This is a genomic window from Bradyrhizobium sp. 192, assembly GCF_023100965.1.
Lineage (GTDB): Bacteria > Pseudomonadota > Alphaproteobacteria > Rhizobiales > Xanthobacteraceae > Bradyrhizobium > Bradyrhizobium symbiodeficiens.
This window is the reverse complement of sequence record NZ_CP064690.1, coordinates 8,089,917-8,112,341: the sequence shown is the minus strand read 5'-3', so window position 1 is coordinate 8,112,341 and position 22,425 is coordinate 8,089,917. Positions and strand designations below refer to the sequence as shown.

At 65.2% G+C, this 22,425-nt stretch carries 18 protein-coding genes; 9 read left to right on the top strand and 9 right to left on the bottom strand.

All coding sequences use genetic code 11. The features are described 5' to 3' along the window. Positions 1 to 96: 96 nt before the first annotated feature. Positions 97 to 1,722 (bottom strand): MFS transporter, encoded by a 1,626-nt coding sequence (locus IVB24_RS38140; protein ID WP_247771620.1) that lies wholly within the window; start codon positions 1,720 to 1,722, stop codon positions 97 to 99. A 342-nt stretch (positions 1,723 to 2,064) separates the two neighbouring features. Here IVB24_RS38140 and IVB24_RS38135 point away from each other — a divergent pair, with 342 nt between their 5' ends. Continuing rightward, positions 2,065 to 2,736 carry a response regulator transcription factor gene (locus tag IVB24_RS38135; protein WP_247771619.1) on the top strand — a complete coding sequence of 224 codons (672 nt, stop codon included), beginning with the start codon at positions 2,065 to 2,067 and terminating at the stop codon, positions 2,734 to 2,736. A 78-nt stretch (positions 2,737 to 2,814) separates the two neighbouring features. Here the strand turns inward: IVB24_RS38135 and IVB24_RS38130 are convergent, their stop codons facing one another. Next, positions 2,815 to 5,664, bottom strand: coding sequence for a tetratricopeptide repeat protein (locus IVB24_RS38130; RefSeq protein WP_247771618.1), 2,850 nt, complete (start codon positions 5,662 to 5,664; stop codon positions 2,815 to 2,817). Between the two features lie 196 nt (positions 5,665 to 5,860). Between IVB24_RS38130 and IVB24_RS38125 the strand changes: the two genes are divergently transcribed. The 4 genes from IVB24_RS38125 to IVB24_RS38110 all read left to right on the top strand — a co-directional run bounded on the left by IVB24_RS38125 (position 5,861) and on the right by IVB24_RS38110 (position 8,812). After that, positions 5,861 to 6,280 (top strand): organic hydroperoxide resistance protein, encoded by a 420-nt coding sequence (locus tag IVB24_RS38125; protein ID WP_166476907.1) that lies wholly within the window; start codon positions 5,861 to 5,863, stop codon positions 6,278 to 6,280. 32 nt (positions 6,281 to 6,312) lie between these two features. Next, the gene (locus IVB24_RS38120; RefSeq protein ID WP_247771617.1) at positions 6,313 to 7,341 is read left to right on the top strand and encodes an alpha/beta hydrolase; all 1,029 of its coding nucleotides are present in this window, start codon (positions 6,313 to 6,315) and stop codon (positions 7,339 to 7,341) included. 71 nt (positions 7,342 to 7,412) lie between these two features. Next, complete coding sequence (locus tag IVB24_RS38115) at positions 7,413 to 7,970, top strand: cytochrome P460 family protein (RefSeq protein WP_247771616.1); 558 nt, start codon at positions 7,413 to 7,415, stop codon at positions 7,968 to 7,970. 11 nt (positions 7,971 to 7,981) lie between these two features. Beyond that, entirely contained in the window at positions 7,982 to 8,812 is an 831-nt protein-coding gene (locus tag IVB24_RS38110; protein ID WP_094973321.1) for an SDR family NAD(P)-dependent oxidoreductase, read from the top strand. Between the two features lie 6 nt (positions 8,813 to 8,818). Here the strand turns inward: IVB24_RS38110 and IVB24_RS38105 are convergent, their stop codons facing one another. Further along, positions 8,819 to 12,328, bottom strand: a complete 3,510-nt coding sequence (locus IVB24_RS38105; RefSeq protein ID WP_247774254.1) for a PAS domain-containing hybrid sensor histidine kinase/response regulator — start codon at positions 12,326 to 12,328, stop codon at positions 8,819 to 8,821. Positions 12,329 to 12,732: 404 nt separating this feature from the next. Then, positions 12,733 to 13,962: a 5-aminolevulinate synthase gene (hemA, locus tag IVB24_RS38100; RefSeq protein ID WP_247771615.1), complete on the bottom strand. Its 1,230-nt coding sequence runs from the start codon at positions 13,960 to 13,962 to the stop codon at positions 12,733 to 12,735. Positions 13,963 to 14,305: 343 nt separating this feature from the next. Between hemA and aroQ the strand changes: the two genes are divergently transcribed. Then, positions 14,306 to 14,737 (top strand): type II 3-dehydroquinate dehydratase, encoded by a 432-nt coding sequence (aroQ, locus tag IVB24_RS38095; protein ID WP_094973319.1) that lies wholly within the window; start codon positions 14,306 to 14,308, stop codon positions 14,735 to 14,737. Positions 14,738 to 14,776: 39 nt separating this feature from the next. On the opposite strand, the gene IVB24_RS38090 is transcribed toward aroQ, so the two are convergent. From IVB24_RS38090 to IVB24_RS38075, 4 genes are all read right to left on the bottom strand, one after another. Further along, complete coding sequence (locus IVB24_RS38090) at positions 14,777 to 15,838, bottom strand: MBL fold metallo-hydrolase (RefSeq protein ID WP_247771614.1); 1,062 nt, start codon at positions 15,836 to 15,838, stop codon at positions 14,777 to 14,779. Positions 15,839 to 15,969: 131 nt separating this feature from the next. Continuing rightward, a complete protein-coding gene (locus IVB24_RS38085) occupies positions 15,970 to 18,123 on the bottom strand; it encodes a methyl-accepting chemotaxis protein (protein WP_140482411.1) in 2,154 nt (717 codons plus the stop codon). A 164-nt stretch (positions 18,124 to 18,287) separates the two neighbouring features. Then, complete coding sequence (locus IVB24_RS38080; protein ID WP_166476912.1) at positions 18,288 to 19,013, bottom strand: outer membrane beta-barrel protein; 726 nt, start codon at positions 19,011 to 19,013, stop codon at positions 18,288 to 18,290. Between the two features lie 226 nt (positions 19,014 to 19,239). After that, positions 19,240 to 19,560, bottom strand: a complete 321-nt coding sequence (locus IVB24_RS38075) for a hypothetical protein (protein WP_094973316.1) — start codon at positions 19,558 to 19,560, stop codon at positions 19,240 to 19,242. 118 nt (positions 19,561 to 19,678) lie between these two features. On the opposite strand from IVB24_RS38075, the gene IVB24_RS38070 reads away from it, so the two are divergent. The 3 genes from IVB24_RS38070 (at position 19,679) to IVB24_RS38060 (ending at position 20,787) form a co-directional block, all read left to right on the top strand. Continuing rightward, positions 19,679 to 20,020 carry a hypothetical protein gene (locus IVB24_RS38070; RefSeq protein WP_094973315.1) on the top strand — a complete coding sequence of 114 codons (342 nt, stop codon included), beginning with the start codon at positions 19,679 to 19,681 and terminating at the stop codon, positions 20,018 to 20,020. Between the two features lie 116 nt (positions 20,021 to 20,136). Continuing rightward, entirely contained in the window at positions 20,137 to 20,421 is a 285-nt protein-coding gene (locus IVB24_RS38065) for a hypothetical protein (RefSeq protein ID WP_094973518.1), read from the top strand. Between the two features lie 99 nt (positions 20,422 to 20,520). Continuing rightward, a complete protein-coding gene (locus IVB24_RS38060; protein WP_247771613.1) occupies positions 20,521 to 20,787 on the top strand; it encodes a hypothetical protein in 267 nt (88 codons plus the stop codon). Between the two features lie 18 nt (positions 20,788 to 20,805). Here the strand turns inward: IVB24_RS38060 and IVB24_RS38055 are convergent, their stop codons facing one another. After that, positions 20,806 to 22,425, bottom strand: coding sequence for an ABC transporter ATP-binding protein (locus IVB24_RS38055; RefSeq protein WP_247771612.1), 1,620 nt, complete (start codon positions 22,423 to 22,425; stop codon positions 20,806 to 20,808).

Below are 22,425 nucleotides of genomic sequence, written 5' to 3'. Positions count from 1 at the left end.
GTCCGCAGCAAAAAACGCGTCAAACCAGGAAGCCCATGAAAAAACCGGCCGCGGAGACCGCGGCCGGTTCGTATTGGTTGCGATCGGTGCTTCCGATCAGTTGGACTTGATGTCAACGTCCTTGGTCTCGGGCAGGAAGAACAAGCCGATCACGACCGTGATGGATGCGAAGATGACCGGATACCAGAGACCGGCATAGATATCGCCGGTCGAGGCCACGATGGCGAAGGCGGTCGCCGGCAGCAGGCCGCCGAACCAGCCGTTGCCGATGTGGTAGGGCAGCGACATCGAGGTGTAGCGGATGCGGGTCGGGAACAGTTCGACCAGCATCGCGGCGATCGGGCCGTACACCATGGTGACGAACAGCACCAGGACGAACAGCAGCCCGATAACCGCAGCCACCTGCGGGCGGAAGATGTCGAACGGATGCGACATCTTCACGATGCCCGCGTCGCCCGGCTTCGGATAGCCGGCCGCCTGCACGGCGGCGAGGACCGCCGGGTTGCCGTCCTTGGCGTTGGCGTAGGCAACGTCCTTGCCGTTGACCATCACCTTCACGCCCGAGCCAGCCGCGCCGGGAGAGGTCGAGTACTTGACCGACGACTGGGCGAGGTAGGCACGTGCGGTGTCGCAAGGCGCGGTGAAGACGCGGGTGCCGACCGGGTTGAACAGGTCGCCGCAACCTGCGGGATCCGCCACCACGTCGACCTTGACCGATTCGATCGCCTTTTCCAGCGCCGGGTTGGCATTGGTGGTGATCATCTTGAAGATCGGGAAGAAGGTCAGCGCCGCGATCAGGCAGCCACCGAGGATGATCGGCTTGCGGCCGATCTTGTCGGACAGCATGCCGAACACGATGAAGAAGCCGGTGCCGAGCAGCAGCGACCAGGCGATCAAGAGGTTGGCGGTGTAGCCGTCCACCTTCAGGATCGATTGCAGGAAGAACAGCGCGTAGAACTGGCCCGTGTACCAGACCACGCCCTGGCCCATCACGCCGCCGAGCAACGCGAGCAGCACGAGCTTGCCGTTCTGCCAGTTGCCGAAGGCTTCCGTCAGCGGGGCCTTCGAGCTCTTGCCCTCATCCTTCATCTTCTGGAAGATCGGCGATTCATTCAGCCGCAGCCGGATCCAGACCGAGACGCCGAGCAACAGCACCGAGACCAGGAACGGAATGCGCCAGCCCCAGGCCGCGAACTCCGTTTCGCCGAGCGCGGAACGGGTGAACAGGATCACCAGCAGTGACAGGAAGAGGCCCAACGTTGCCGTGGTCTGGATGAAGGAGGTGTAGTAGCCGCGCTTGCCGTTCGGAGCATGCTCCGCGACATAGGTCGCAGCACCGCCATACTCACCGCCAAGCGCCAGGCCCTGGGCGAGACGCAGCGCGATCAGGATGATCGGGGCCGCGATGCCGATGGTCGCCGCGTTGGGCAGCAGGCCGACGATGAAGGTCGACAGACCCATGATCAGGATTGTGACGAGGAATGTGTATTTGCGGCCGACGATGTCGCCGACGCGGCCGAACACGATGGCGCCGAACGGACGGACCAGGAAGCCCGCGGCGAATGCCAGCAGCGCGAAGATGTCGCGGGTCGCCGGCGGATAGGCCGAGAAGAACTGCGCGCCGATGATCCCGGCCAGCGAACCGTAGAGGTAGAAATCGTACCACTCGAAGACGGTACCGAGCGAGGAGGCGAGAATGACGAACCGTTCGTCCTTCGTCATCCCTCCCGCGCGTGTTTCAGACACAGCAATTGTCGACATGTTTGAATCGCTCCCCGAAAGTCGTTTCCTCGCGTCCCAGGTGTCCGGGCATGCCGGATCAACCTGGGTCTTGATTACAAAGTAACATCGGCGTGAAACCCGCCCCAATACGACTTTCGGCCTTGCGCACTGACGCGCAGCTGACGCAGCGGTATCGGGCGCTGGCGGGCAGCCGCGAAGCTTGCGGATTAACCCCTTTGCGGCAAAGGGATAATGTGCCCTTGCATGCCACGGCTGCTCGGGGAAGAATTGGCGGGCCGCGGCGTTGACTCGCCGCCCGGCGTGAACGACAGCAAGAGAACGATGAACGCTCCCTCGACCCATCTCGTCATCGCCGATGACCATCCGCTTTTCCGCGACGCACTGCGGCTGGCGGTGGCGGGCGTCCTGACCACGGCCAGGATCGACGAAGCCGGATCGTTCGAGGATCTGACCAAGCTCCTGGAACAGACCTCGGATGTCGACCTGATCCTGCTCGACCTCTCGATGCCCGGCATCTCGGGCTTTTCCGGCCTGATCTATCTGCGCGCGCAATATCCGGCGATTCCGGTGGTGATCGTCTCGGCCTCCGACGACGGCGCCACGATCCGCCGCTCGCTCGATTTCGGCGCCTCCGGCTTCATTCCCAAGCGTTTCGGCGTCGAGACCCTACGCGATGCCATCCTCAAGGTGATGGAGGGCGATGTCTGGGTTCCCGCCGATACCGATCTGTCGGCTGCGGCCGATCCCGACATGACGCGCCTGCGCGACCGCCTGGTGACGCTGACGCCGCAGCAGGTCCGGGTGCTGATGATGCTGTCGGAAGGCCTCCTCAACAAGCAGATCGCCTATGAGCTCGGTGTCTCCGAGGCCACCATCAAGGCGCATGTCTCGGCGATCCTGCAAAAGCTCGGCGTCGAGAGCCGCACCCAGGCGGTGATCGCGGCGGCGAAGATCGCGGGCGGGCAGTGGAAGCAGGGCACGCCGACGGGGTGAGCGCTACTGCGCTATCAAATCCCTCTTCCTTCGAGGCTCCCATTGAACGCGTTGCGTCCCATGCCTTGTAGCTCAGGATCAGGGAGGTGATAACAGCCGTAGCAGTTCGTTGCTGATCCTGATGTCCTCCGTTTCGGAACCTTCAGCAAAGCCCTTTAGAACCGATTGAAGCAACCGTTTTGCTTCGTCACGCCGGCCACGTTCCGCAATGAACCTGGCGAGGTCGATCGCAGCCCGCAGCTCCCAGGCCTTTGCGCCTTTGCGACGGCTCAAATCCAGCGACTGCATGAAGCGGGCTTCTGCTTGCTCGACATCGGGCTCCGGCAACGACAACAGGACCTTGCCTTTGAGGCGCAGCAGCTCGGGCGTGTAGAGATGGTCGCCGCTTCGCGCGACGAGGCGGATCGCATCGTCGATCAGTTCTGCGCTCTGTTCGATCTGCCCGAGCGCCAGCAAGCCCTGAACTAGCGCGATGTTGAACGCCGTGGTGAGCAGCTCGTAGCCGGCATCGCGGAGCTCGCGCAGGGAAGTCCTGATCGTCTCGACGCCATCGACGGCGTCGCCGCGCCGGATCGCCAGCTCGCCCTTGACGCCTCTTCCGACCGCCAGATAAGGGCCCATCGAACGCGATTCGGCATGCGCGACGAAGCGGACGATGTTCTCTTCTGCCGCGTCGATGTCTCCGCTCCAGAGGTCGATCGAGACCGCCCAGATCAGCGCGATGCAGAGCGTGATCGGGTGATCCATCTGCGCCGCCTCAGTGACCGTCTGCTGCGCCAGTTGCCGCGCATCTGCGGGCCGGCCCTGCAACCAGAGCTCGCGGGCCAGCGTGATGCCGGCCCGGTTGCGATGATCGAAGCCGTGAACGGTGCTGATTCGTTCCGTGCCGGGTCCCTGCCAGGCGACCTCCAGCATCTTCTGCGCCTCGCGATGTTCGCCGGCCAGATGCAACGAGACGCCGAGGAGGGAATGGGCGAGGGCGATCGACGCCGGGTCGCCCAGCGACCTTGCGACCGCGAGACTCTGCTGCGCGTAGCCGAGCGCGGCGTCGAACTCTCCCAGCCGCTCGTGAAAGCTATGCATCCGGCCGAGCAGCTGGAGCTGGTTGATTTCGTCGCCACGCGCTTCGGCGATCGCAAGGCTCCTGCTCAAGGCGTCACGCGCCGCCTCGCTGCCGCCGCGGGTGAACATCAAGGTCAGTCCCAAGGCGGCCTGGATGTGCATTTCCTCAGCGCTGCCGCGCGAGGAGGGGGCAATCGCCAGCAGCGCCCGCTCCGACCAGCGCCGGCATTCAATCAACAAGGACATCGCCAGGAAGATCGGCGTCGCGGCGGCGGCGAGCGCGATGCCGATGCCGGGATCACCGTCCGCGCCGAAGCACCAGTCGAGCGCGGCGCGCACATTGTGAAGCGCGGAGAAGTGTATCGCCCGTTCGTCCGCGCTCGGTACTGTGGCCCACGTCATACCGGCCTGTTCCAGCCATCGCCGGTAGTACGTCGCGTGGCGGGCGGAGAGAGACGCATCGCCCGGTTCGATCTCGAGCAGATAGGCGCGCGTCGTATCGAGCAGGCGGTAGCGCATCATGGCGCCGATGGGCCGCGGCGCGACCATTGATTTGGCAACGAGGCTGTCGACGGCGTCGAACAGGCAGGAGCGGTCGACGTGCTCGTCCGGCACGATCTCGAGCGCGGCGTCGAGGGTGAAATGCCCGGCGAAGACCGCAAGCCGGCGCAGCACGAGGCGCTCGAGATCCGACAGCAGTCGGTAGCTCCAGTCGAGCGTGGCCTGCAATGTCTTCTGCCGGGGTGGCGCCGTTCGCTGGCCTTGCCAGAGCAGATTGAGGCGCTCATCGAGCAAGACAGCCGTTTGCGCCAGGCCGTAGGCTTCGACCCGACCAGCGGCGAGCTCGATCGCCAGCGCCATGCCGTCGAGCTTGCGGCAGATCCCCCCGATGATCGTGGCAGTGGCGTCGTCGAGCGCGATCTGTGCGCCGCTGGCCGTGGCACGTTCGAGGAACAGTTGCAGCGCAGGATAGGTCTGCGCGGCGGCAACTGTCAGTCCAAAACCGTCAGGCGGCACCGCGAGCGGCGCCAACCGATGGACCTGCTCACCCTCGACGCGCAGGGCTTCGCGGCTGGTGGCGAGGATATGGACCTCAGGCGCGGCGTGGAAGATGTCGGAGGCCAGCGGCGCCGCGGCCGTGATGACATGTTCGCAATTGTCGAGGATCAGCAGCATCCGCTTGTCGCGCAAGTGCGCGAGCAGAGCAGGCAGCGGATCGTCAGTTTGGGCCGGGAGACCCAGCATCAGCAGAATCGAGGTGATCACGAGATCGGGATCGCTGAGCGCCGCGAGATCGATGAAGTGCGCGACGTCGGAGAATGTTTCGAGCAGGTCGTGAGCGATCGCCACGGCGACCGCGGTCTTGCCGACGCCGCCGGGGCCGGCAATCGTGACAAAGCGCGTGGCGATGAGCTTGTCGGAGACGGCGGCGATCGCATCATCGCGCCCGATCATCCGCTGCAACCGGTTCGGCAGTTTCACAGGCGGCAATTCCAGCCGCGGCGCGGGGCGCTGCGCGGCCGCGATGCCCGTTTGTGAAATCGGCGCAACGAAGCAATAGCCGCGGCCGGAGAGTGTCGTGATGTAGCGGGCGCCATCCTTGCCGTCGCCGAGCGCCTTGCGAAGCGCTGCGACGTGAAAGCGCAAATTGGCTTCATCAACGGTGATGCCGGGCCACACCAGCGCCATCAGATCCCATTTGCTGACGACTGCGTTCGGCCGCGACATCAGCGCGATCAGCGTGTCGAAGGCTTTTGCGCCGAGCGGCAGCGCAACGCCGTTGCGCGTAACGAGCCGCTCTTGTGGCGTTACGGTGAACGGCCCGAACGATAAAGTTCCCGTCGCGATACTGGCCGGCTCGGTCATGGTGAAATCTAGTCCCTTCGAACCGACCGGATAACCAGATGGCGACGATCGGGCAAGTCCGCCCTGCATCGGCATCAGACAGCGCATGCAGGCCTTGTGAGGCGCGCGCGTGGCGACCTTACAATTTCTCACAAGTCCAAACGGGTATGCTCGGACGATCGCTGCTAGTCATTGCTTCGACGGCTAGGAGACGTTCATGACACAAGCGGCGAAAACACTCTACACGGCCAGGACCCACACCAGCGGCGGACGACACGACGGCATATCGCGTAGCTCCGATGGTCGCCTCGACGTCAAGCTGTCGCCGCCGGGCGGCACAGGCATCGGCACCAATCCCGAGCAATTGTTCGCCGCCGGCTGGTCGGCCTGTTTCGAGGGCGCGATGGAGATTGCCGCGCGCAAGCGGAAAATCGTGCTTCCGAGAAAAAGCGCGATCGATGCGGAAATCGATCTTCTCCTTGATGAGGGCATCTTCGCTCTCCGGGCGCGCCTCAATGTCAGCCTGCCCGGGCTCGATCCCGAGGTCGCGCGCGGGATCATCGATGATGCCCACCAGACCTGTCCTTACTCCATCGCCGTGCGCGGCAATATCGACGTCACGGTCGCGCTGATCTGACGCGCCACCAACGACCAACGAGGTACACGACCATGAAGCAGATCATCGACCAGCATCGCCGCAAATTCTTCGGCGTCGCCGCGGGGACCGTCGCTGTCGGGCTCGGCATCATCGACTTCGCCCGCGCCGAGACGGAAGCGCAAAGGTCATCGGCATCGAATGCCTCGTTCGGCACGATCAAGCAGATCGACGCCGGCGTTCTCAACGTGGGCTATGCCGAGGCCGGCCCGTCAAACGGTCCCGTCGCGATCCTGCTGCATGGCTGGCCCTACGACATTCACGCGTTCGTCGATGTCGCGCCGATCCTCGCCAAGGCCGGCTATCGCGTCATCATTCCTTATCTGCGCGGTTACGGCTCGACGCATTTCCTTTCCAGCGAGACACTACGCAATGGCGAGCCCGCTGCCATGGCGGCGGACATCATCGCGCTGATGGACAAGCTCGACATCAAGAAGGCTGTCATCGCCGGTTTCGACTGGGGCGCGCGCACCGCCGATATCATCGCGGCGCTGTGGCCGGAGCGTTGCCGCGCGCTGGTCTCGGTCAGCGGCTATTTGATCTCCAGCCAGGCCGCGGGCAATGCGCCGCTGCCGCCATCGGCCGAACTGCAATGGTGGTACCAGTTCTATTTCGCGACCGAGCGCGGCCGCGCCGGATACGAGAAATACACGCATGATTTCGCAAAGCTGATCTGGAAGCTGGCTTCGCCGCAGTGGAAGTTCGACGACGCCACCTTCGACCGCAGCGCAGCCGCACTCGATAACAAGGATCATGTCGCGATCACGATCCACAATTACCGCTGGCGGCTCGGCCTTGCCAAGAGTGAAGCGAAATACGAGGAGCTTGAAAAGAAGCTCGCGGCAGCTCCAGTCATCGACGTCCCGACCGTCACGATGGAAGGCGACGCCAACGGTGCGCCGCACCCCGACCCCAGCGCCTATGCCAAGAAATTTTCCGGCCGGTACGAATTCCGGCTGATCACGGGAGGCGTCGGCCACAATTTGCCGCAGGAGGCGCCGCAGGCCTTTGCCAAGGCTGTCATCGACGCCGACGGCGCTTGAGTGATCGTCAGCGCCTCGGTCCGGCCACGCCGGACCGAGGACATTCGTTAATCCCGACCTGGTGAAAGATCATGGTGTCGACGGAAACTGAGAAGAAGAGATCGTCTTTCCCGACGGTGATCGTGCTCGCTGCGATTCTTGTCGTGGTTGTCCTGACATGCGTGCCGTATCTCGTCACGATCGCGCTTGCGGAGGAGGCGGCAGAGCGCGCCGACGCGTCGCCGATCTTCGGTGTCACGATTCCGCCGGGCTACAAGCAGTGGGAGTTGATCGCGCCGGCCGAAGAGGCCGCGCCGCTCGACGAGCTTCGCGCTGTCGTCGGCAACCAGGCCGCAATCGACGCCTATCAGGCCGGAAAGCTTCCGTTCCCCGACGGTACCATCCTGGTCAAGCGCGCCTGGAAGCGGAAGCAATCGCCGGAATTCGCATCCGCAACGGTTCCCGGCGCCGCGACCACGGTGCAGGTAATGGTCAAGGATTCCAAAAAATATGCCGCGACCGGCGGCTGGGGCTTCGGCCGTTTCGTCAACGGCAAGCCGGTCGACGAGGCCCAGCACCGCACCTGCTTCGCCTGCCATGAAGCGCGGGTCAAGAACCGGGACTACGTCTTCACGCGGCTGGCGCCGTGAAGCGCCCCGAAATGACAGCGTCGAAGACCTGGTTCATCAGCGGCAGCTCGCGCGGACTCGGCCGCGCGCTCACGGAAGCCGCGCTCGCGGCGGGGAATCGTGTTGTCGCTTCCGCGCGCGACACAGTTCCGCTCGAACCTTTGCGTGAACGTTTCGGGGAGCGATTGCGGCTGGCAAAACTCGACGTGACCGATGATGCCGCTGCGCAGGCCGCGATCGGTCTCGCCGTGGAGGCATATGGCGACATCGATGTGGTCGTGAACAACGCCGGCTACGGCGAGCTCGGATCGGTCGAGGACACCGGCTTGGCGTCCTTTCGGCAGCAGATCGAAGTCAATCTGATCGGCACCATCATCGTCACCAAGGCGGCGATCCCCGTACTGCGTCGTCAGCGCCGCGGCCATATCGTGCAGGTCTCGTCCGTCGGCGGACGGATCGGTGCTCCCGCCCGTGCCGCCTATTCCGCGGCGAAATGGGGCGTCGAAGGCTTCTCGGAGTCGCTGGCGCGCGAGATGGCGCTGATTGGCGTGCACGTGACGATTGTCGAGCCCGGCGGCTTCAGGACCGGCTTCGCGCAGACCGCGCACGCGACCGGAGAGGGGCGCGCCGAGTATGATGTCGTCGTCGGAGCCGCCGTCAGGATGCAGCGAGACTACGACGGCCGTCAGCCCGGCGATCCAGCGAAGGCGGCAGCAGTTCTCCTGAAGCTCGTCGAGATGGATCGACCACCCTTGCGCATCGCGCTGGGCAGCGATGCCGTCAACGCCATCTCCGCGACTGACCGGCAACGCCTCGAAGAGCTCGAGAGCTGGCGCGCACTCAGTGTGTCGACGGACTACTGAAGGCGTTCACTCCGCCGCCACCATCTGCTGCGTACGCCACTGACCGAGCAGCGCGCGGAGCGAGGCTGGCTTGACCGGCTTGTTGAGCACCGCGACCTTCTCCTCGCGGGCAGCCACCTGCACGGCGGGGCTGCGGTCGGCCGTGATCAGGATCGCGGGGATGGCGTCGCCGAAGCGGCGGCGGATCTCGCGGATGGCGGCGATGCCGTTGCCGCGGTCGAGATGATAGTCGACCAGGAGGCCGGTGACGCGCCGTCCCGCCGTTTCGATGGCGGCGATCGCGCCTTGGGGATCGGCGACCGCGATCACCTCGGCGTCCCAGGCCTTCAGCAGCGTGCGCATGCCGTCGAGGATCGCCGCGTCATTCTCGATACAGACGATCAGGGCGCCCGAGATCGGCGTGCGCACTAGCGGCGTCGCGCTGGTCACGGCCGCGGTGTGGGTGATCGCTTTCGCCGTCGGCACCGTCACGGAGAACACTGAGCCGCCGCTTTTATTGCCGTCGATGGCGATGCCGTGCTTGAGCACGCGCGCCAGCCGTTCGACGATCGACAGGCCGAGTCCCAGCCCGCGCGCGATCCGCGCGCCCTGCTCGAGGCGGTGGAATTCCTTGAAGATCTCGCCGCGCTTGACCAAGGGGATGCCGACGCCCGTGTCGTAGACGCAGATCTTAAGCGAGGGACCCTGGCGGCGGCAGCCGACCAGCACACGGCCGCGCGGGGTATATTTGATCGCGTTCGAGATCAGGTTCTGAAGCAGGCGCCGCAGTAGCAGCCGATCGGACTCGACCGGCAGCGAGCAGGGCACGAAGGCGAGCTCCAGATTCTTGGCGCGTGCGCTCGGCGCGAACTCGATTTCCAGCGAGCGCATCAGATCGGCCATCTTGAAGCTCGAGATCGAGGTCGCCATCGCGCCGGCATCCAGCCGCGAGATGTCGAGCAGCGCGCCGAGGATTTCCTCGATCGCCTGCAGCGATTCGTCGATGTTCTCGACCAGCCGCGTCTCCTCGCCGCTGTGCTGTCGCTCGACCAGGCTCGTGACATAGAGCCGCGCCGCGTTCAGCGGCTGGAGAATGTCGTGGCTGGCCGCCGCAAGGAAGCGCGTCTTGGAGATGCTGGCGTCTTCCGCCGCGCTCTTGGCCAATGCCAGCTCGGAGTTCAGTCGCGTCAGTTCCTCGGTGCGGTCGCGCACCCGCTTTTCCAGCGTCGCGTTGGCGCGCTCCAGCGCTTCCGCCGCCTCGAAGGTTGGCGTGACATCGGTAAAGGTGATGACGAAGCCGCTACCGGGCATGCGGTTGGTGAGCACCTCGATCACCATGTGGCGTTCCGGCAGGCGTTCCAGATATGGCTCGCTGTCGGTGGTGTAGGCGGCGAGACGCCGCTCCAGCATGGCCTCGCGCTCGACCGGGTCGTCCGGATCGCTCACGCCGATGAATTCCAGTATCTCGCGCAAGGGCGTGCCGAACTGGACGATGTGCGGGGGCACGTTGAGGAGATCGCCGAACTGCCGGTTGGAGCAGATCAGCTGCAGGTCGGCATCGAACACGGCGATGCCCTGGCGCACGTGGTTGAGCGCGGTCTGCAGGATCTCGCGGTTGAAATGCAGGGCCGCGTGCGAGTCGTCGAGCAGTTTGAGCGCGGCCTTCGCCGAGACCGTGCGCTTGCGCAGCAACAGCGACATCACGAGGCGCGAGGAGGCAGCGCCGATCGAAGAAGCGATCAAATGCTCGGCATGCTGCAACAGCTCGAAATCCGCGGGCGCTCCCGCCTCCAGACGAACGTTGCGCCGCGCGGAGAATGCCTCGAAGGAATGCCGGGCGCGGTCGGGCCCGAGATATTGCGCCACCGTGGTCTGGATGTCCTGCACGGTGACGGTGGTGCGCCAGCGGCGGAAACTCGGCGAGATCGGCGCGAGCGTATTGGGCACGAACAGATCGGCCTGCAACAGCTCGATGGACGACGGCCTGCGTGCCAGCGACAGCAGTACATAGGTCAGGATGTTGAGCGACAGCGACCAGATCACGCCGTGCATCAGCGGCGGCAGATCGGCGCCGAACAGCGCCTGCGGCCGCAGCGCCTCGATCCCGAACGGGCCGTGCTGCAGCAGCAGGATGCCCGATGTCGAGGTGTCCATGAAGCTCGGGATGAACAGCGTGTAGAGCCACACGACGAAGCCGACCAGCATGCCGCCGATCGCGCCGCGAGCGGTCGCGCGCCGCCACAGCAGTCCGCCGAAGAAGCTCGGTGCAAGCTGGGCGATCGCAGCAAAGGAGAGCAGGCCGATCGCCGCGAGCTGGGTGTTGCCGAGCGCGCGGTAGTAGAAATAGGCCATCACCATGATGGCGAAGATCGCGAGCCGCCGCGAGCGCAGCAGGAAGTCGCTGAAATCGGCGCCGCCGGTGCGCCCTTCCGGCCGCCGCTTCAGCACCAGCGGAACCACGAGATCGTTCGAGACCATGATGGAGAGCGCGACGCATTCGACGATCACCATCGCGGTCGCCGCCGAGAGGCCGCCGACGAAGACGGCGCCGCTGAGCAGATTCGCGCCGGCCTCCATCGGCAGGGCCAGCACGTACATGTCGGGGTCGGCGGCGCCGAACGGGAAGGTCACGAGGCCGGCGAGCGCGATCGGGATCACGAACAGGTTGATGGCGACGAGGTAGAGCGGGAACAGCCAGCGCGCGCGGCCGACCTCGGCATCCGAGGAGTTCTCGACCACACTGACGTGGAACTGGCGCGGCAGCAGCATGATCGCGCAGAGCGACAGCAGCGTCATGGTGAGGAAGTTGCCGATCGACGGCGAATAATTGATGGCGCGCACCGCCTCCGGCGTCTTCATGGCGCGCTCGATCAATTCGTGCGGCGAGAACATCCAGAAGGTGACGAAGATGCCGGCGGCGAGGAAAGCGACCAGTTTGATGATGGATTCGGTCGCCACCGCCAGCATCAATCCGTGCTGGTGCTCGGTGGCGTCGGTCTGCCGGGTGCCGAACAGCACGGCGAAGGCCGCCATCGCCAGCGTCACCATCAGCGCGACGTCGCCGACGATCGGGATGTGGGAGAAGGCCTGGTCTTCGCTCAGGATCGTTTCGAGCGACGAGGCGACCGCCTTGAGCTGCAGCGCGATGTAGGGCACCGAGCCGATGATCGCGATCAGCGCCACGGTCGCCGCCACCGCCTGGCTCTTGCCGTAGCGGGCCCCTATGAAGTCGGCGATCGAGGTGATGTTGTTGGCTTTCGCCAGCTCGATCACGCGGCGGAGCACGCCGGCGCCGAGGCCGATCATCAGGATTGGGCCGACATAGATGGCGAGGAAGTCGGTCGAGGTGCGGGTGGCGAAGCCGACCGAGCCGAAGAAGGTCCAGGAGGTGCAGTAGATCGCCAGCGAGAGCGGATAGATCAGCCCGGAGGCACGGCCGCGCCCGGCCGGCGAGCGGCGGTCGCCATGGCTCGCCACCAGGAACAGGAAGCCGATATAGCCGAAGGCGGCGGCGATCACGCCCCAGTCGTGCAGCATGGCGAGGTGCGCTTCTCCCTGGGCGCCGACCGCGCCCGAGTTCATTTTCGCTGCAAATCTAGCGCGTTGGGCCGGGCGAGGCGACAGCGAAATGCCGGGAAGGGGCGGGATCCGGGGTTGTCGTTAAGTTCGGAGAGAGTCCCTGTGCGGGACGCAGGGCTATCGCATATGGGAGCCATTTCGCAGGCGGCCATCTTTCGAGACGCCCGCCGTTGGCGGGCCCTCAAGATGAGGACCGGGTACGCGGCGCGAGTTTCCGCGAGCACCTATGCTGCTTTGCCTCATCTTGAGGAGACCGCGAAGCGGTCGTCTCGAAGGACGAGGCGCGCGCTCAGGTCGTGCCAAGCGCCATGTGCCTTAGCCCTGGTGTGGGACGCCAGAAGTGAGTTCGGAGAGGCGAAAGCCTATTCCGCCGCCATCGACTTTGCGCGCAGCGGCAGGCCGAGACGGTCCCACACTTGCAGCAGGGCTTCGGCGAGCTGATCGATCAGGCCGTCGTCGTGATAGGGCGAGGGCGTGATGCGCAACCGCTCGCTGCCCTTGGCGACCGTCGGATAGTTGATCGGCTGGATGTAGATGCCGTGCTGCTCGAGCAGCAGGTCGGACGCCTGCTTGCACTTCTCGGCATCGCCGATGAACAGCGGTACGATGTGGGTGTCGCTCGACATCACAGGCAGGCCGGCGGCGTTGAGGATCGCCTTGACGCGGGCGGCACGGTCCTGGTGGCGCTCGCGCTCCCAGCTTGAGGTCTTCAGATGCTTGATCGCGGCGGTCGCGGCCGAACAGATCGCCGGCGGCAGCGCGGTGGTAAAGATGAAGCCCGGCGCATAGGAGCGCACGGCGTCGATGATCTGGCCGTTGGCGGCGATGTAGCCGCCGAGGCAGCCGAACGCTTTCGCCAGCGTGCCTTCGAGGATGTCGATGCGATGCATGACGCCGTCACGCTCGGCGATGCCGCCACCGCGCGGGCCGTACATGCCGACCGCGTGGACCTCGTCGACATAGGTCATCGCGTCGTACTTCTCGGCGAGATCGCAGATTCTGGCGAGCGGAGCGACGTCGCCGTCCATGGAATAGAGGCTCTCGCAGACGATCAGCTTCGGCCGCTTCGGGTCGGCCGCTTTCAACAGCTCCTCCAGATGCGCAACATCGTTGTGGCGGAACACGACCCGCTCGCAGCCGGACTGGCGGATGCCTTCGATCATCGAATTGTGGTTGAGTTCGTCCGAGAGGATGAGGCAGTTCGGAAGGAGTTTTGCGATGGTCGGGATGCCGGTCTGGTTCGAGACATAGCCCGAGGTGAACAGCAGCGCGGCTTCCTTGCCGTGGAGATCGGCGAGCTCGGCCTCGAGCTGGACCAGCGGATGATGCGTGCCGGCGATGTTGCGGGTGCCGCCGGCACCGGTGCCGACGCGCGTCGCGGTCTCGACCATGGCGCCAACCACTCTCGGGTGCTGGCCCATGCCGAGATAATCGTTGGAGCACCAGATTACGACGTCGCTCTTGCCCTTGGGCGAGTGCCAAGTCGCGTGCGGGAATCGGCCGGCCGTGCGCTCGAGGTCGGCGAACACCCGGTAGCGGCGCTCGGCGTGGAGACGATCGAGGGCGGAATCGAAGAACTGGTTGTAATCCATCGGCGAAACCTAAGACGGAACTGACCAAGAGGGCCGCATCTTCTTAGAGCTTTTCCAGCTCCAATGTCTATGCGCTATCCCACATTTGGCCGTGAGGAGCATTTGGGCAAAATGCCCTATCGTGCGATTTGAAATTTGATCCCGATCAAGTTTGCGCAACATATGATGTTGCTCTGCAGCATCCGCCGGGGGGGGGGCCGGATTCTGGCCAGCTCGGTCTTCCTTGGCGGCCCGGCACGCGCTTTCCTTGACGCTGCTGCCGGCCCGATCGATCCGAATTTCGCAGCGCATGCGCCATTTGCCCGGAGAGCATGCTCAACCAGGTCTTCGAAAGGACCCTTCCATGAAGCGCGTGATGATCCTCAACGGTCCCAACCTCAACATGCTCGGCATCCGCGAGCCGCACATCTACGGCACCACGACACTCGCCGAGGTCAACGCGGGCTGCGAGGCGGCTGCCGCACCGCTCGGGCTCCAGCTCGCCTTCCACCAATCCAACCATGAAGGCGTGCTGGTCGACCTGATCCAGTCGGCGCGGCAGGACGCCGATGCGATCGTCATCAATCCGGCGGGCCTCTCCTTTACCTCGGTCTCGATCATGGACGCGATCAAGACGTTCGAAGGTCCGGTGCTGGAAGTCCACATCTCCAACATCCACGCCCGCGACGAATATCATCGGCACTCGAAGATCTCGTTTGTGGCGACCGGGGTGATTTGTGGGCTGGGCCCGTTCGGCTACATCGCGGCGCTGCACGCGATTGCGAACATGAAGTGAGTCTGCTCCCTCGCCCCGCTTGCGCGAGAGGAGGAGACATCACGTCGTCTTGAACTGCAGCACGCCGTCCTTCATCTCCGCCGTCAGCCGGCCCTCGACGATCATGTAGTTGACGTGGGCGACCAGTTCGCCGGCGGCAAAGCCCATCTGGTGCTCGTCGAGCACGTGCTTGTTGAACACGACGGGCACCAGGGCGCGCGAGGTCTGCGGCACCTCGCGGCAGGCTTCCGCGATCAGCCGGCAGCGCTCTTCATGGTGGTCGGCCAGCTGCTTGATGCGGGTCTTCAATCCGTAGAACGGCACGCCGTGGCCGGGCAGCACCAGCACGTCATAGGGCAGCGTCGTGGTGAGGCTGGCGAGCGAGGCCAAATATTCGCCGAGCGAGTTCTGGTCGGGCTCGACCGCCCAGACGCTGACATTGGGCGAGATCTTGCTCAGCACCTGGTCGGCGGCGAGGAACAGCTTGTCGTCGGCGCAATACAGCATCACCTGGTCGAGCGCGTGGCCGCCGCCCGTGATCACCCTGAAGCGGCGCGTTCCGATCACGACGTCCTCGCCGTGCGAGATGCGGCGGTAGGAGGGCGGCAGCACCGAAACGCGCTTGAGATAATCCTGGCCGCGGCCCAGCAGCTTTTCGGTGAGCGACTCGTCCATGCCGTGGCGGCGGAAGAACAGCCGCTGCGCTTCCTGCCGCTCCGCGGTGCCGCGGTTCTGGTGATAGACCGATTGCAGATACTCGACCTGCGACATCACCAGCGGGCAGTTGAACCGCTCGACGACCCAGCCTGCAAGACCGACATGGTCGGGGTGGGAATGGGTGACGATCAGGCGCGTGATGTGGACGCCCTTCAGCGGTCCGTCGAACAGCTTGGTCCAGGCCTCGATCGTCTCCTCGTTGCCGAAGCCGGTATCCACCATCGCATAGCCGTCGCCGTCGGCGAGCAGGTAGATGTTCACGTGGTTGAGGCGGAACGGCAGCTTCAGCCGCGCCCACAACACGCCGGGCCTGACCTCGACGACCTCGTCGTGGCCGGGATGCTGTTCCCAGGGATAGCGCAGGGCCTCCGCCGAGGACTGCGCGGTGTCGGTTTTCGCGTTCATGCTATCGGCTTAAACCCAGTGCGACCGGGGCGCCAGCCGAAAAAGGCTAGGCGGCCCGCCCGCATGGCGGTCATTCCGGGCAGTTTTCCGTAGCCCGGATTACGCTGCCATCCGGGCTACCGACGAACGGCTTACGCCGCCCGCATGTTGTTGAGGAACGCGTCGATCTCTCCGCGCAGCATGTCGGCTTCGCGCCGGAGTGCGTCGGAGGCGCCCAGCACTTCGTTCGCCGCGGCACCGGCTTCGGCGGATGCGGTGGAGACGCCGACGATGTTGCTGGAGACTTCGCTGGTGCCGCCGGCCGCGTGCTGGATGTTGCGGGCGATTTCGCGGGTGGCCGCGCCCTGCTCCTCGACCGCGGCCGCGATGGTCGTGGTCACGTCGTCGATCTCGCCGATGATCCGGCCGATGCCCTGGATGGCGCCGACAGCCGAGGTCGTGATGTTCTGCATGCTGGCGATCTGGGCGCGGATCTCTTCCGTCGCCTTGGCGGTCTGGCTGGCGAGGCTCTTCACCTCGGAGGCGACCACCGCGAAGCCGCGGCCGGCTTCGCCCGCACGCGCCGCCTCGATGGTGGCGTTGAGCGCGAGCAGGTTGGTCTGCGAGGCGATGGTCTGGATCAGGTCGACCACGACGCTGATGCGGCTCGCGCTGTCTGCGAGGCTCTGCACCGTGGCGTCGGTCGCCCCCGCCTCGTCGACCGCCTTCTTGGCGATCGCGGCAGAGGTCACGACCTGCTTGCTGATTTCCTCGATCGAGGACGACAGCTGCTCGGTGCCCGACGATACGGTCTGCACGTTGACCGAGGTCTCCTCGGCGGCGGAGGCGACCGCGTTGACCAGCGCGTTGGACTGGTCGGCGGTGGTCGACATGCTCTGCGCGGTCGACTGCATCGAATTGGCCGACTGCGCCAGATTCTCGAGCGCCGAGCGCACCGTGTTTTCGAATTCGGCGATCCTGGCTTCCATGCGCGCGGCCCGCTCCGCCTTGGCGATCCGGTCCTTCTCCTGCTCGCCGGCGAGCGCCCGGGCTTCGATCATGCTGTCGCGGAACACGGTCAGCGTTTCCTTCATCACGCCGATCTCGTCGTTCTGCCGGGAGCGGACGATCTCGGTGTCGAGGTCGCCGGCCGAGAGCAGCTGCATGGCGTGCTGAAGCTCACGGATGCGGCGCAGGATGTTGCGGCCGACATAGAGCCAGACGAACAGCGCCGAGCCGACCAGCATCAAGGCCCCCAGCGCCAGCATCACGGTCGTCGCGAGCGAGGTCTCCTGCTGCGCCTGAGAGGTCGAGGCGTTGGTCTCCTTCTGCACGCCGTCGACGAGCTGCTGCACGCTGATGCCGAGGCCGACATTGAGCTTGCGGGTCTCGTCCAGGATGGTCTGTCCGTAGTCGACCGAGTCGAGCTCCTTCTCACGCAGGTTGAACACGCCGGTCTTGCCGGTGCCGAGCGCGAGCAGCTTCTCCGCCGTCTCGCGCAGCATCTTGTTGCCCTGGTTGTCGGGCAGCAGATCGAGGTTGGAGCGCAGGCGGCCCTGGGCCGTCTTGAATTCCTTCTGGATGTCGTCGAGCTTGTCGCTGGTGTTGGCCGACAGCGCCGCGCTCATGTCGGCGGCGGCGAGATTGCCGCTGGCGACGACGTTGCCGAGCTGGCCGACGGTCTGCGCGGCGTCGTTGGCATCCGCGGCGGACAGGTCGGCCGAGCCGAGAATGGCATTGACCCGGGTCTGGGCGTCCAGCATGGCCGGGCTGGCCGCGCCGACGAAGGCGCCTTGCGCGTTGCGCAGCGCGTCATATTGCTTGTCGTGAAGGGCGGCAATGTCCAGCCGTTCGCGGGCGGCCTTGGCCAGGCTCTGGGCCGCCTCGTTGATGCTCTTCATCGTTTCGCTGAGGCCGGCGACGACGGTCTTGTCACCGCCGAGCTGGATGATCTCGGTCAGCTTCTGCTGGGTCTGCTCCTGCAATTCCTTGAGCTTCTTGGTGCGCTCGTTCAGGGCTTCCTCGTTTTGCGCCGCGAGCAGGGCCGGTCCCTGTGCCGCAAGGCTCGCACTCAATGCCGACAATTGCAGGCTGGCGGCAAGGCGCGGAATGTCCCGTCCGCTCAGGTCGGTCATCCGTCCGCCGAGATTCTGCAGCGCCAGGCCGGCGCCGGCTGCGATCACGAGGCCCATGCCCGCGACCACCGCAAAGGCCGCGAACAGGCTGCCACGCACGCCCCAGGTCGGCATTTTGAAACGAGGCCGCATCCGGCCAAGTCGGCCGCCAAGGCTGAAACGGATCGCCATCGAAATTCCCCCAACGTTCTTGCTTCTGGTTGTGGCCGGCAGTATCCGCACCGCGGGTTAAAAATTCGCAATCTCCGTAAACGGTTGCGCCAGTTCCGCAGAGCGAAAAAAGAAGGGCCGGCGAAATCGCCGGCCCCCTGTCATGGTAAGGTTGTGGTAACCGATCAGTAACGCGCGACGGCCGGGCTTGCCCAGTTGAAGCGGTAGTTGACGCCCGCCTTGATGGTGTGGTCGTCGGTGGTGAAGCTGCCGGTGCCGGTGAGCGGACCGCCGGTGAAGCTCGCGTCGCCGAAATTGTAGTACTGGTACTCGGCCTTGGCCGACCAGTTCGGGGCGAACATGTATTCGAGGCCGGCGCCGACGGTGTAGCCGTTGCGGTGATCGCCGGTGATGACGAAGGCGGCGGGCACGCCACCGACGGTCACCTTCTCGTTGTTGTCCGAATAGGCGTAGCCGCCCTTCACGTAGACGAGGCCGGGGCCCCAGGTGTAACCGACGCGGCCAGTGATCGAGCCGAGGCCACGCTGGTCGTTGGTGTAGGCGATGCCGCCCGGAAACACGGCGCCGACACTGCCGGAGAGCCAGGAATACTGGCCTTCGACGCCGACCAGGAAGTTCGGGTGGAACTGCCAGTCGCCGCCGACCTGCACGCCGCCGAGGAAACGGCCGTTGCCGTTGTTGCCGGTGGAGAGGCCGCTGAAATTGTTGTCGCTGGAGAACGCGCCGCCGATATGGCCGCCGACATAGAAGCCGGTCCAGTTGTAGATCGGCGCGGCATAGGCCGGCGCGGGCGACTTGTAATAGTTGCGGTTGCCGAGATCGGCACCGACGGCCGGCGCAGCCGCGCCCACCACGAGCAGCGCAACGGTCGCAAACAGAATCTTCTTCATCGTCTTGAACTCCGACACTATAGGTCCCCGGCAGGCGCGCTTTCCGCGGCCTTCGTTGGTTTTGCAGATAGCTCTCTTTTGACGAAAATGCTGTCACATGCGTGGCACAGCGGCACCCAACCTAACTTATTGGGCTGCAAATGATTTTCGTGCTTAATGCCGGCTTAAGAAGTGGTGAAGGAAGGCTTAACTTCGCAGCCTGCCGGCAACGATCTCGCGTCTTTCGTTAACCAAGACGCCGTCGCGCCTCATCCCGCATCTGCTCGCGGAACGCCGCGCGCTTTGCAGGGCGATCCTCCTCGCGCACGTCATGGCGATCGAAGATGTCGAACTTCTCCAGGATGGGATAGCGCTCGCTCGCCATCGCAAGCACGCGCAGCAGTTTCGTGGCCTCCGGCATCGGGCCGCTCACCTCCCAGCGTCGGATGGTGTCGCCGCCGCCCTTCTCCGGCAATCCGCAGAGCTTTGCCATGTCGGCCGCCGTGAGCTTCCGCTCCAGGGCATCGGAGAGGTCGGCGCGGAGTTGCTTCAGTTCGGGCCCGGTCATGTCGCCTCAAGACGCGAAGTCGATGAGGCAATGCCCTAGGGCTGATTCGGGTCCATGCGAAGGCCGGCATGATCGTGATAGTGTTTTTTCGCCGGTCGAAGTCAGCGAGGGAAATTGCATGCCCGTGTTCAAGCTGCCCCTGTCGGGAGATGTCGTCCAGTCCATCTACCCATCGTTCTTCAGCCCAACCGGCGGCCAGTTCGGCCTGGTCAACATCACGGTCGGGCAATCCTCGGCGCCTGATGTCGAGAAGGACGTGCTGTCGGATGTCGGCAGCTACGGCAAGCAGATCGGGCAGGTCGCCGATGCGCTTTTGGCCGTGATCGAGCATCTGGAGGCCAATCACGGCGGCGCGCTCGATGAGGACAAGGCGATCACCGCTTTCAGGGAATTGATGCATTCGGTCGCAACCGTGAAGGACCGGCATGGCCGTCATGCCTGCCGTCCGAAGCGGAGGTGACGAACGGCAATGTCGGCACATTCGCCCGCGCACGGAGATATGAACTCGTGCCTATGGACATCGTCCGATCCATGAACACATGGCACAAGGGGGCCCCAGCGACCGAGGGATCAGCCATGACGAGCATCAAATTCGCGATTGCCGCGCTCATCACGACCGGGCTGCTTGCAGCGCCCTTCGCGGCTGAGGCGAAGAAGGCACGGTCGAGCCGACATTACAGCACGGGCGTGGTGGCTCCGACCTATAGAGGTGCCGGAGCGCCCGCGGTGCAGCCGAGGGCGTCTTACGGCTCGTCCGGACAGACGGTCGGAACGGTCACGGCGCCGTCGGTCGGATCGTATAATTGGCCGTCGGTCGGCGTGACCAACTCGGTGCCCACCTGGAGCAACACGACGAGATAGAGGTGTGATCCGGGACCGCCTCCCGGGCCCGCCGCGGCACATTTTCGTCCGCGAGGCGTTGTCGGACGAGAGATCGCAGCGCATCCGAAAGGATCAAACATGACGAGAACGAAACGCTTCCTTGCCATACTCGCCGCAGCCGGAGCCGTGGCATTGCCATTCGCCGCCGGGGCGCAAACCTCGGGCACCCAGAGCAACACGACCGGAAGTCCGGGAGTGCCGGCGACGCAGGGCGCGCCTTACGGAAGCTCGGGACAGACCGTCGGGACGTCGACGGCACCGTCGGTGGGAAGTTATAACCGGCCCTCGGTCGGCGTGACCAACTCGGTCCCCACCTGGCGAAACACCAATCCTCCCGCCAAGTAGGATCCGGCCGCCCGGTTTTCAGTCGGCCAGCGCGCGCTCTTTCCGTCCCGGCACCGCCGCCAGTAGTTCGCGCGTATAGGCATGCTCGGGCGATGCGAACAGCTGTGCGGTCGGCTTTAGCTCGACGACGGCGCCGCGCTGCATCACCGCGATGCGGTCGCAGATCTGGGCTGCGACGCGAAGGTCGTGAGTGATGAACAGCATCGAGAGGCCGAGTCGCGCCTTGAGATCTTCGAGCAACCGCAAGACCTGCGCCTGCACGGAGACGTCGAGGGCGGAGACGGCTTCGTCCGCGACGATGATCTCGGGCTCGAGCGCGAGCGCGCGCGCAATGCCGATGCGCTGACGCTGGCCGCCGGAGAACTCGTGCGGATAGCGCTCGAGCGCGCCGGCATCGAGGCCGACCATCTTGAGCAGATCGCGGGCGCGGTCGAAGGCGACCTTCGGGTCGGTGCCGGCCGCGATCGGACCGTCGGCGATGATGTGGCCGACCTTGCGGCGCGGATTGAGCGAGGCGAACGGATCCTGAAAGATCATCTGGATGCGATGGCGCTCGGCGCGCAGCGCCTTGCCCGAGAGCGAGGTGAGTTCGGTGTCGCCGATCCACACCGTGCCGCGGTCGGCCTCGATCAGCCGCATCACCAGCCGCGCCACCGACGATTTGCCCGAGCCGGATTCGCCGACCAGGCCGAGCGTCTCGCCCTTGAGGATGTTGAAATTGACCGCGCGCGCGGCATCGACGCGGCGATCCTCGCGAAACCAGCCGCCCGACGTGACATAGGTCTTGTCGAGCCCGATCACCTCGACCGCCCTGGCCCTGTCGTCGAGCGGCGCGCGCGCCGGCGGGTGCATCGACGGCACGGCAGCGAGCAGCGCCTTGGTGTAGTCGTGCTGTGGCGCGTTGAACACCGTTGCGGCCGGGCCTTCCTCCACAACCTTGCCGTGGCGGAGCACCACGACCTGGTCGGCGATGTCGGCGACCACGCCGAAATCGTGGGTGATGAACATCACCGCCATGTTGCGGCTCTGCTGGAGATTGCGGATCAGCTTGAGGATCTGCGCCTGCGTGGTGACGTCGAGCGCGGTGGTCGGCTCGTCCGCGACCAGCACGGCCGGCTCGAGCGCGAGCGCCATCGCGATCATGGCGCGCTGGCGCTGGCCGCCGGAGAGCTGGTGCGGATAGGCGCGCACGATTCTTTCGGGGTCGGGCAGCCCGACCTCCCGCGCCAGCGCCAGCGCCTTGGCGCGCCGCTCCCTCGGGGTCAGCAGGCCATGGGCCTCGAACATCTCCGCCATCTGGTCGCCGATCCGCATCAACGGATTGAGCGCGGTCATCGGCTCCTGGAAGATCATCGCGAAACGGCGGCCGCGCAGATCGCGCCAGCCGTCGTCGTCGAGCTTGAGCAGGTCGCGGCCCTCGAACTGGATCTCGCCGGCGGCGATGGACACCGTGTCGGGCAGCAGGCCCATCAGCGCATGCGCGCACATCGACTTGCCGGAGCCGGACTCGCCGACGACGCAGACGATCTTGCCAGGCCGCAAATCGAGCGAGACGCCGTCGACGGCAAATGGACGCTCGGCGCCCTCGGGCAGCGCGATCCGCAGGTTCTTGATGGAGACGGCGGGCGGAGCGGTCAT

Excerpts from the sequence above, each read along its gene's own strand:
- IVB24_RS38105 (WP_247774254.1), bottom strand. The coding sequence starts at position 12,328 with ATGCTGCACGACTGGGGCGTGATCGCCGCCGCCTTCGGCTATATCGGC.
- IVB24_RS38140 (WP_247771620.1), bottom strand. The coding sequence starts at position 1,722 with ATGACGAAGGACGAACGGTTCGTCATTCTCGCCTCCTCGCTCGGTACC.
- IVB24_RS38080 (WP_166476912.1), bottom strand. The coding sequence starts at position 19,013 with ATGAAGAAGATTCTGTTTGCGACCGTTGCGCTGCTCGTGGTGGGCGCG.
- IVB24_RS38065 (WP_094973518.1), top strand. The coding sequence starts at position 20,137 with ATGACGAGCATCAAATTCGCGATTGCCGCGCTCATCACGACCGGGCTG.
- IVB24_RS38085 (WP_140482411.1), bottom strand. The coding sequence starts at position 18,123 with ATGGCGATCCGTTTCAGCCTTGGCGGCCGACTTGGCCGGATGCGGCCT.
- IVB24_RS38075 (WP_094973316.1), bottom strand. The coding sequence starts at position 19,560 with ATGACCGGGCCCGAACTGAAGCAACTCCGCGCCGACCTCTCCGATGCC.
- IVB24_RS38060 (WP_247771613.1), top strand. The coding sequence starts at position 20,521 with ATGACGAGAACGAAACGCTTCCTTGCCATACTCGCCGCAGCCGGAGCC.
- IVB24_RS38090 (WP_247771614.1), bottom strand. The coding sequence starts at position 15,838 with ATGAACGCGAAAACCGACACCGCGCAGTCCTCGGCGGAGGCCCTGCGC.
- IVB24_RS38055 (WP_247771612.1), bottom strand. The coding sequence starts at position 22,425 with ATGACCGCTCCGCCCGCCGTCTCCATCAAGAACCTGCGGATCGCGCTG.
- IVB24_RS38115 (WP_247771616.1), top strand. The coding sequence starts at position 7,413 with ATGGTGTCGACGGAAACTGAGAAGAAGAGATCGTCTTTCCCGACGGTG.
- IVB24_RS38135 (WP_247771619.1), top strand. The coding sequence starts at position 2,065 with ATGAACGCTCCCTCGACCCATCTCGTCATCGCCGATGACCATCCGCTT.
- IVB24_RS38120 (WP_247771617.1), top strand. The coding sequence starts at position 6,313 with ATGAAGCAGATCATCGACCAGCATCGCCGCAAATTCTTCGGCGTCGCC.
- IVB24_RS38070 (WP_094973315.1), top strand. The coding sequence starts at position 19,679 with ATGCCCGTGTTCAAGCTGCCCCTGTCGGGAGATGTCGTCCAGTCCATC.
- IVB24_RS38110 (WP_094973321.1), top strand. The coding sequence starts at position 7,982 with ATGACAGCGTCGAAGACCTGGTTCATCAGCGGCAGCTCGCGCGGACTC.
- hemA (WP_247771615.1), bottom strand. The coding sequence starts at position 13,962 with ATGGATTACAACCAGTTCTTCGATTCCGCCCTCGATCGTCTCCACGCC.
- IVB24_RS38130 (WP_247771618.1), bottom strand. The coding sequence starts at position 5,664 with ATGACCGAGCCGGCCAGTATCGCGACGGGAACTTTATCGTTCGGGCCG.
- IVB24_RS38125 (WP_166476907.1), top strand. The coding sequence starts at position 5,861 with ATGACACAAGCGGCGAAAACACTCTACACGGCCAGGACCCACACCAGC.
- aroQ (WP_094973319.1), top strand. The coding sequence starts at position 14,306 with ATGAAGCGCGTGATGATCCTCAACGGTCCCAACCTCAACATGCTCGGC.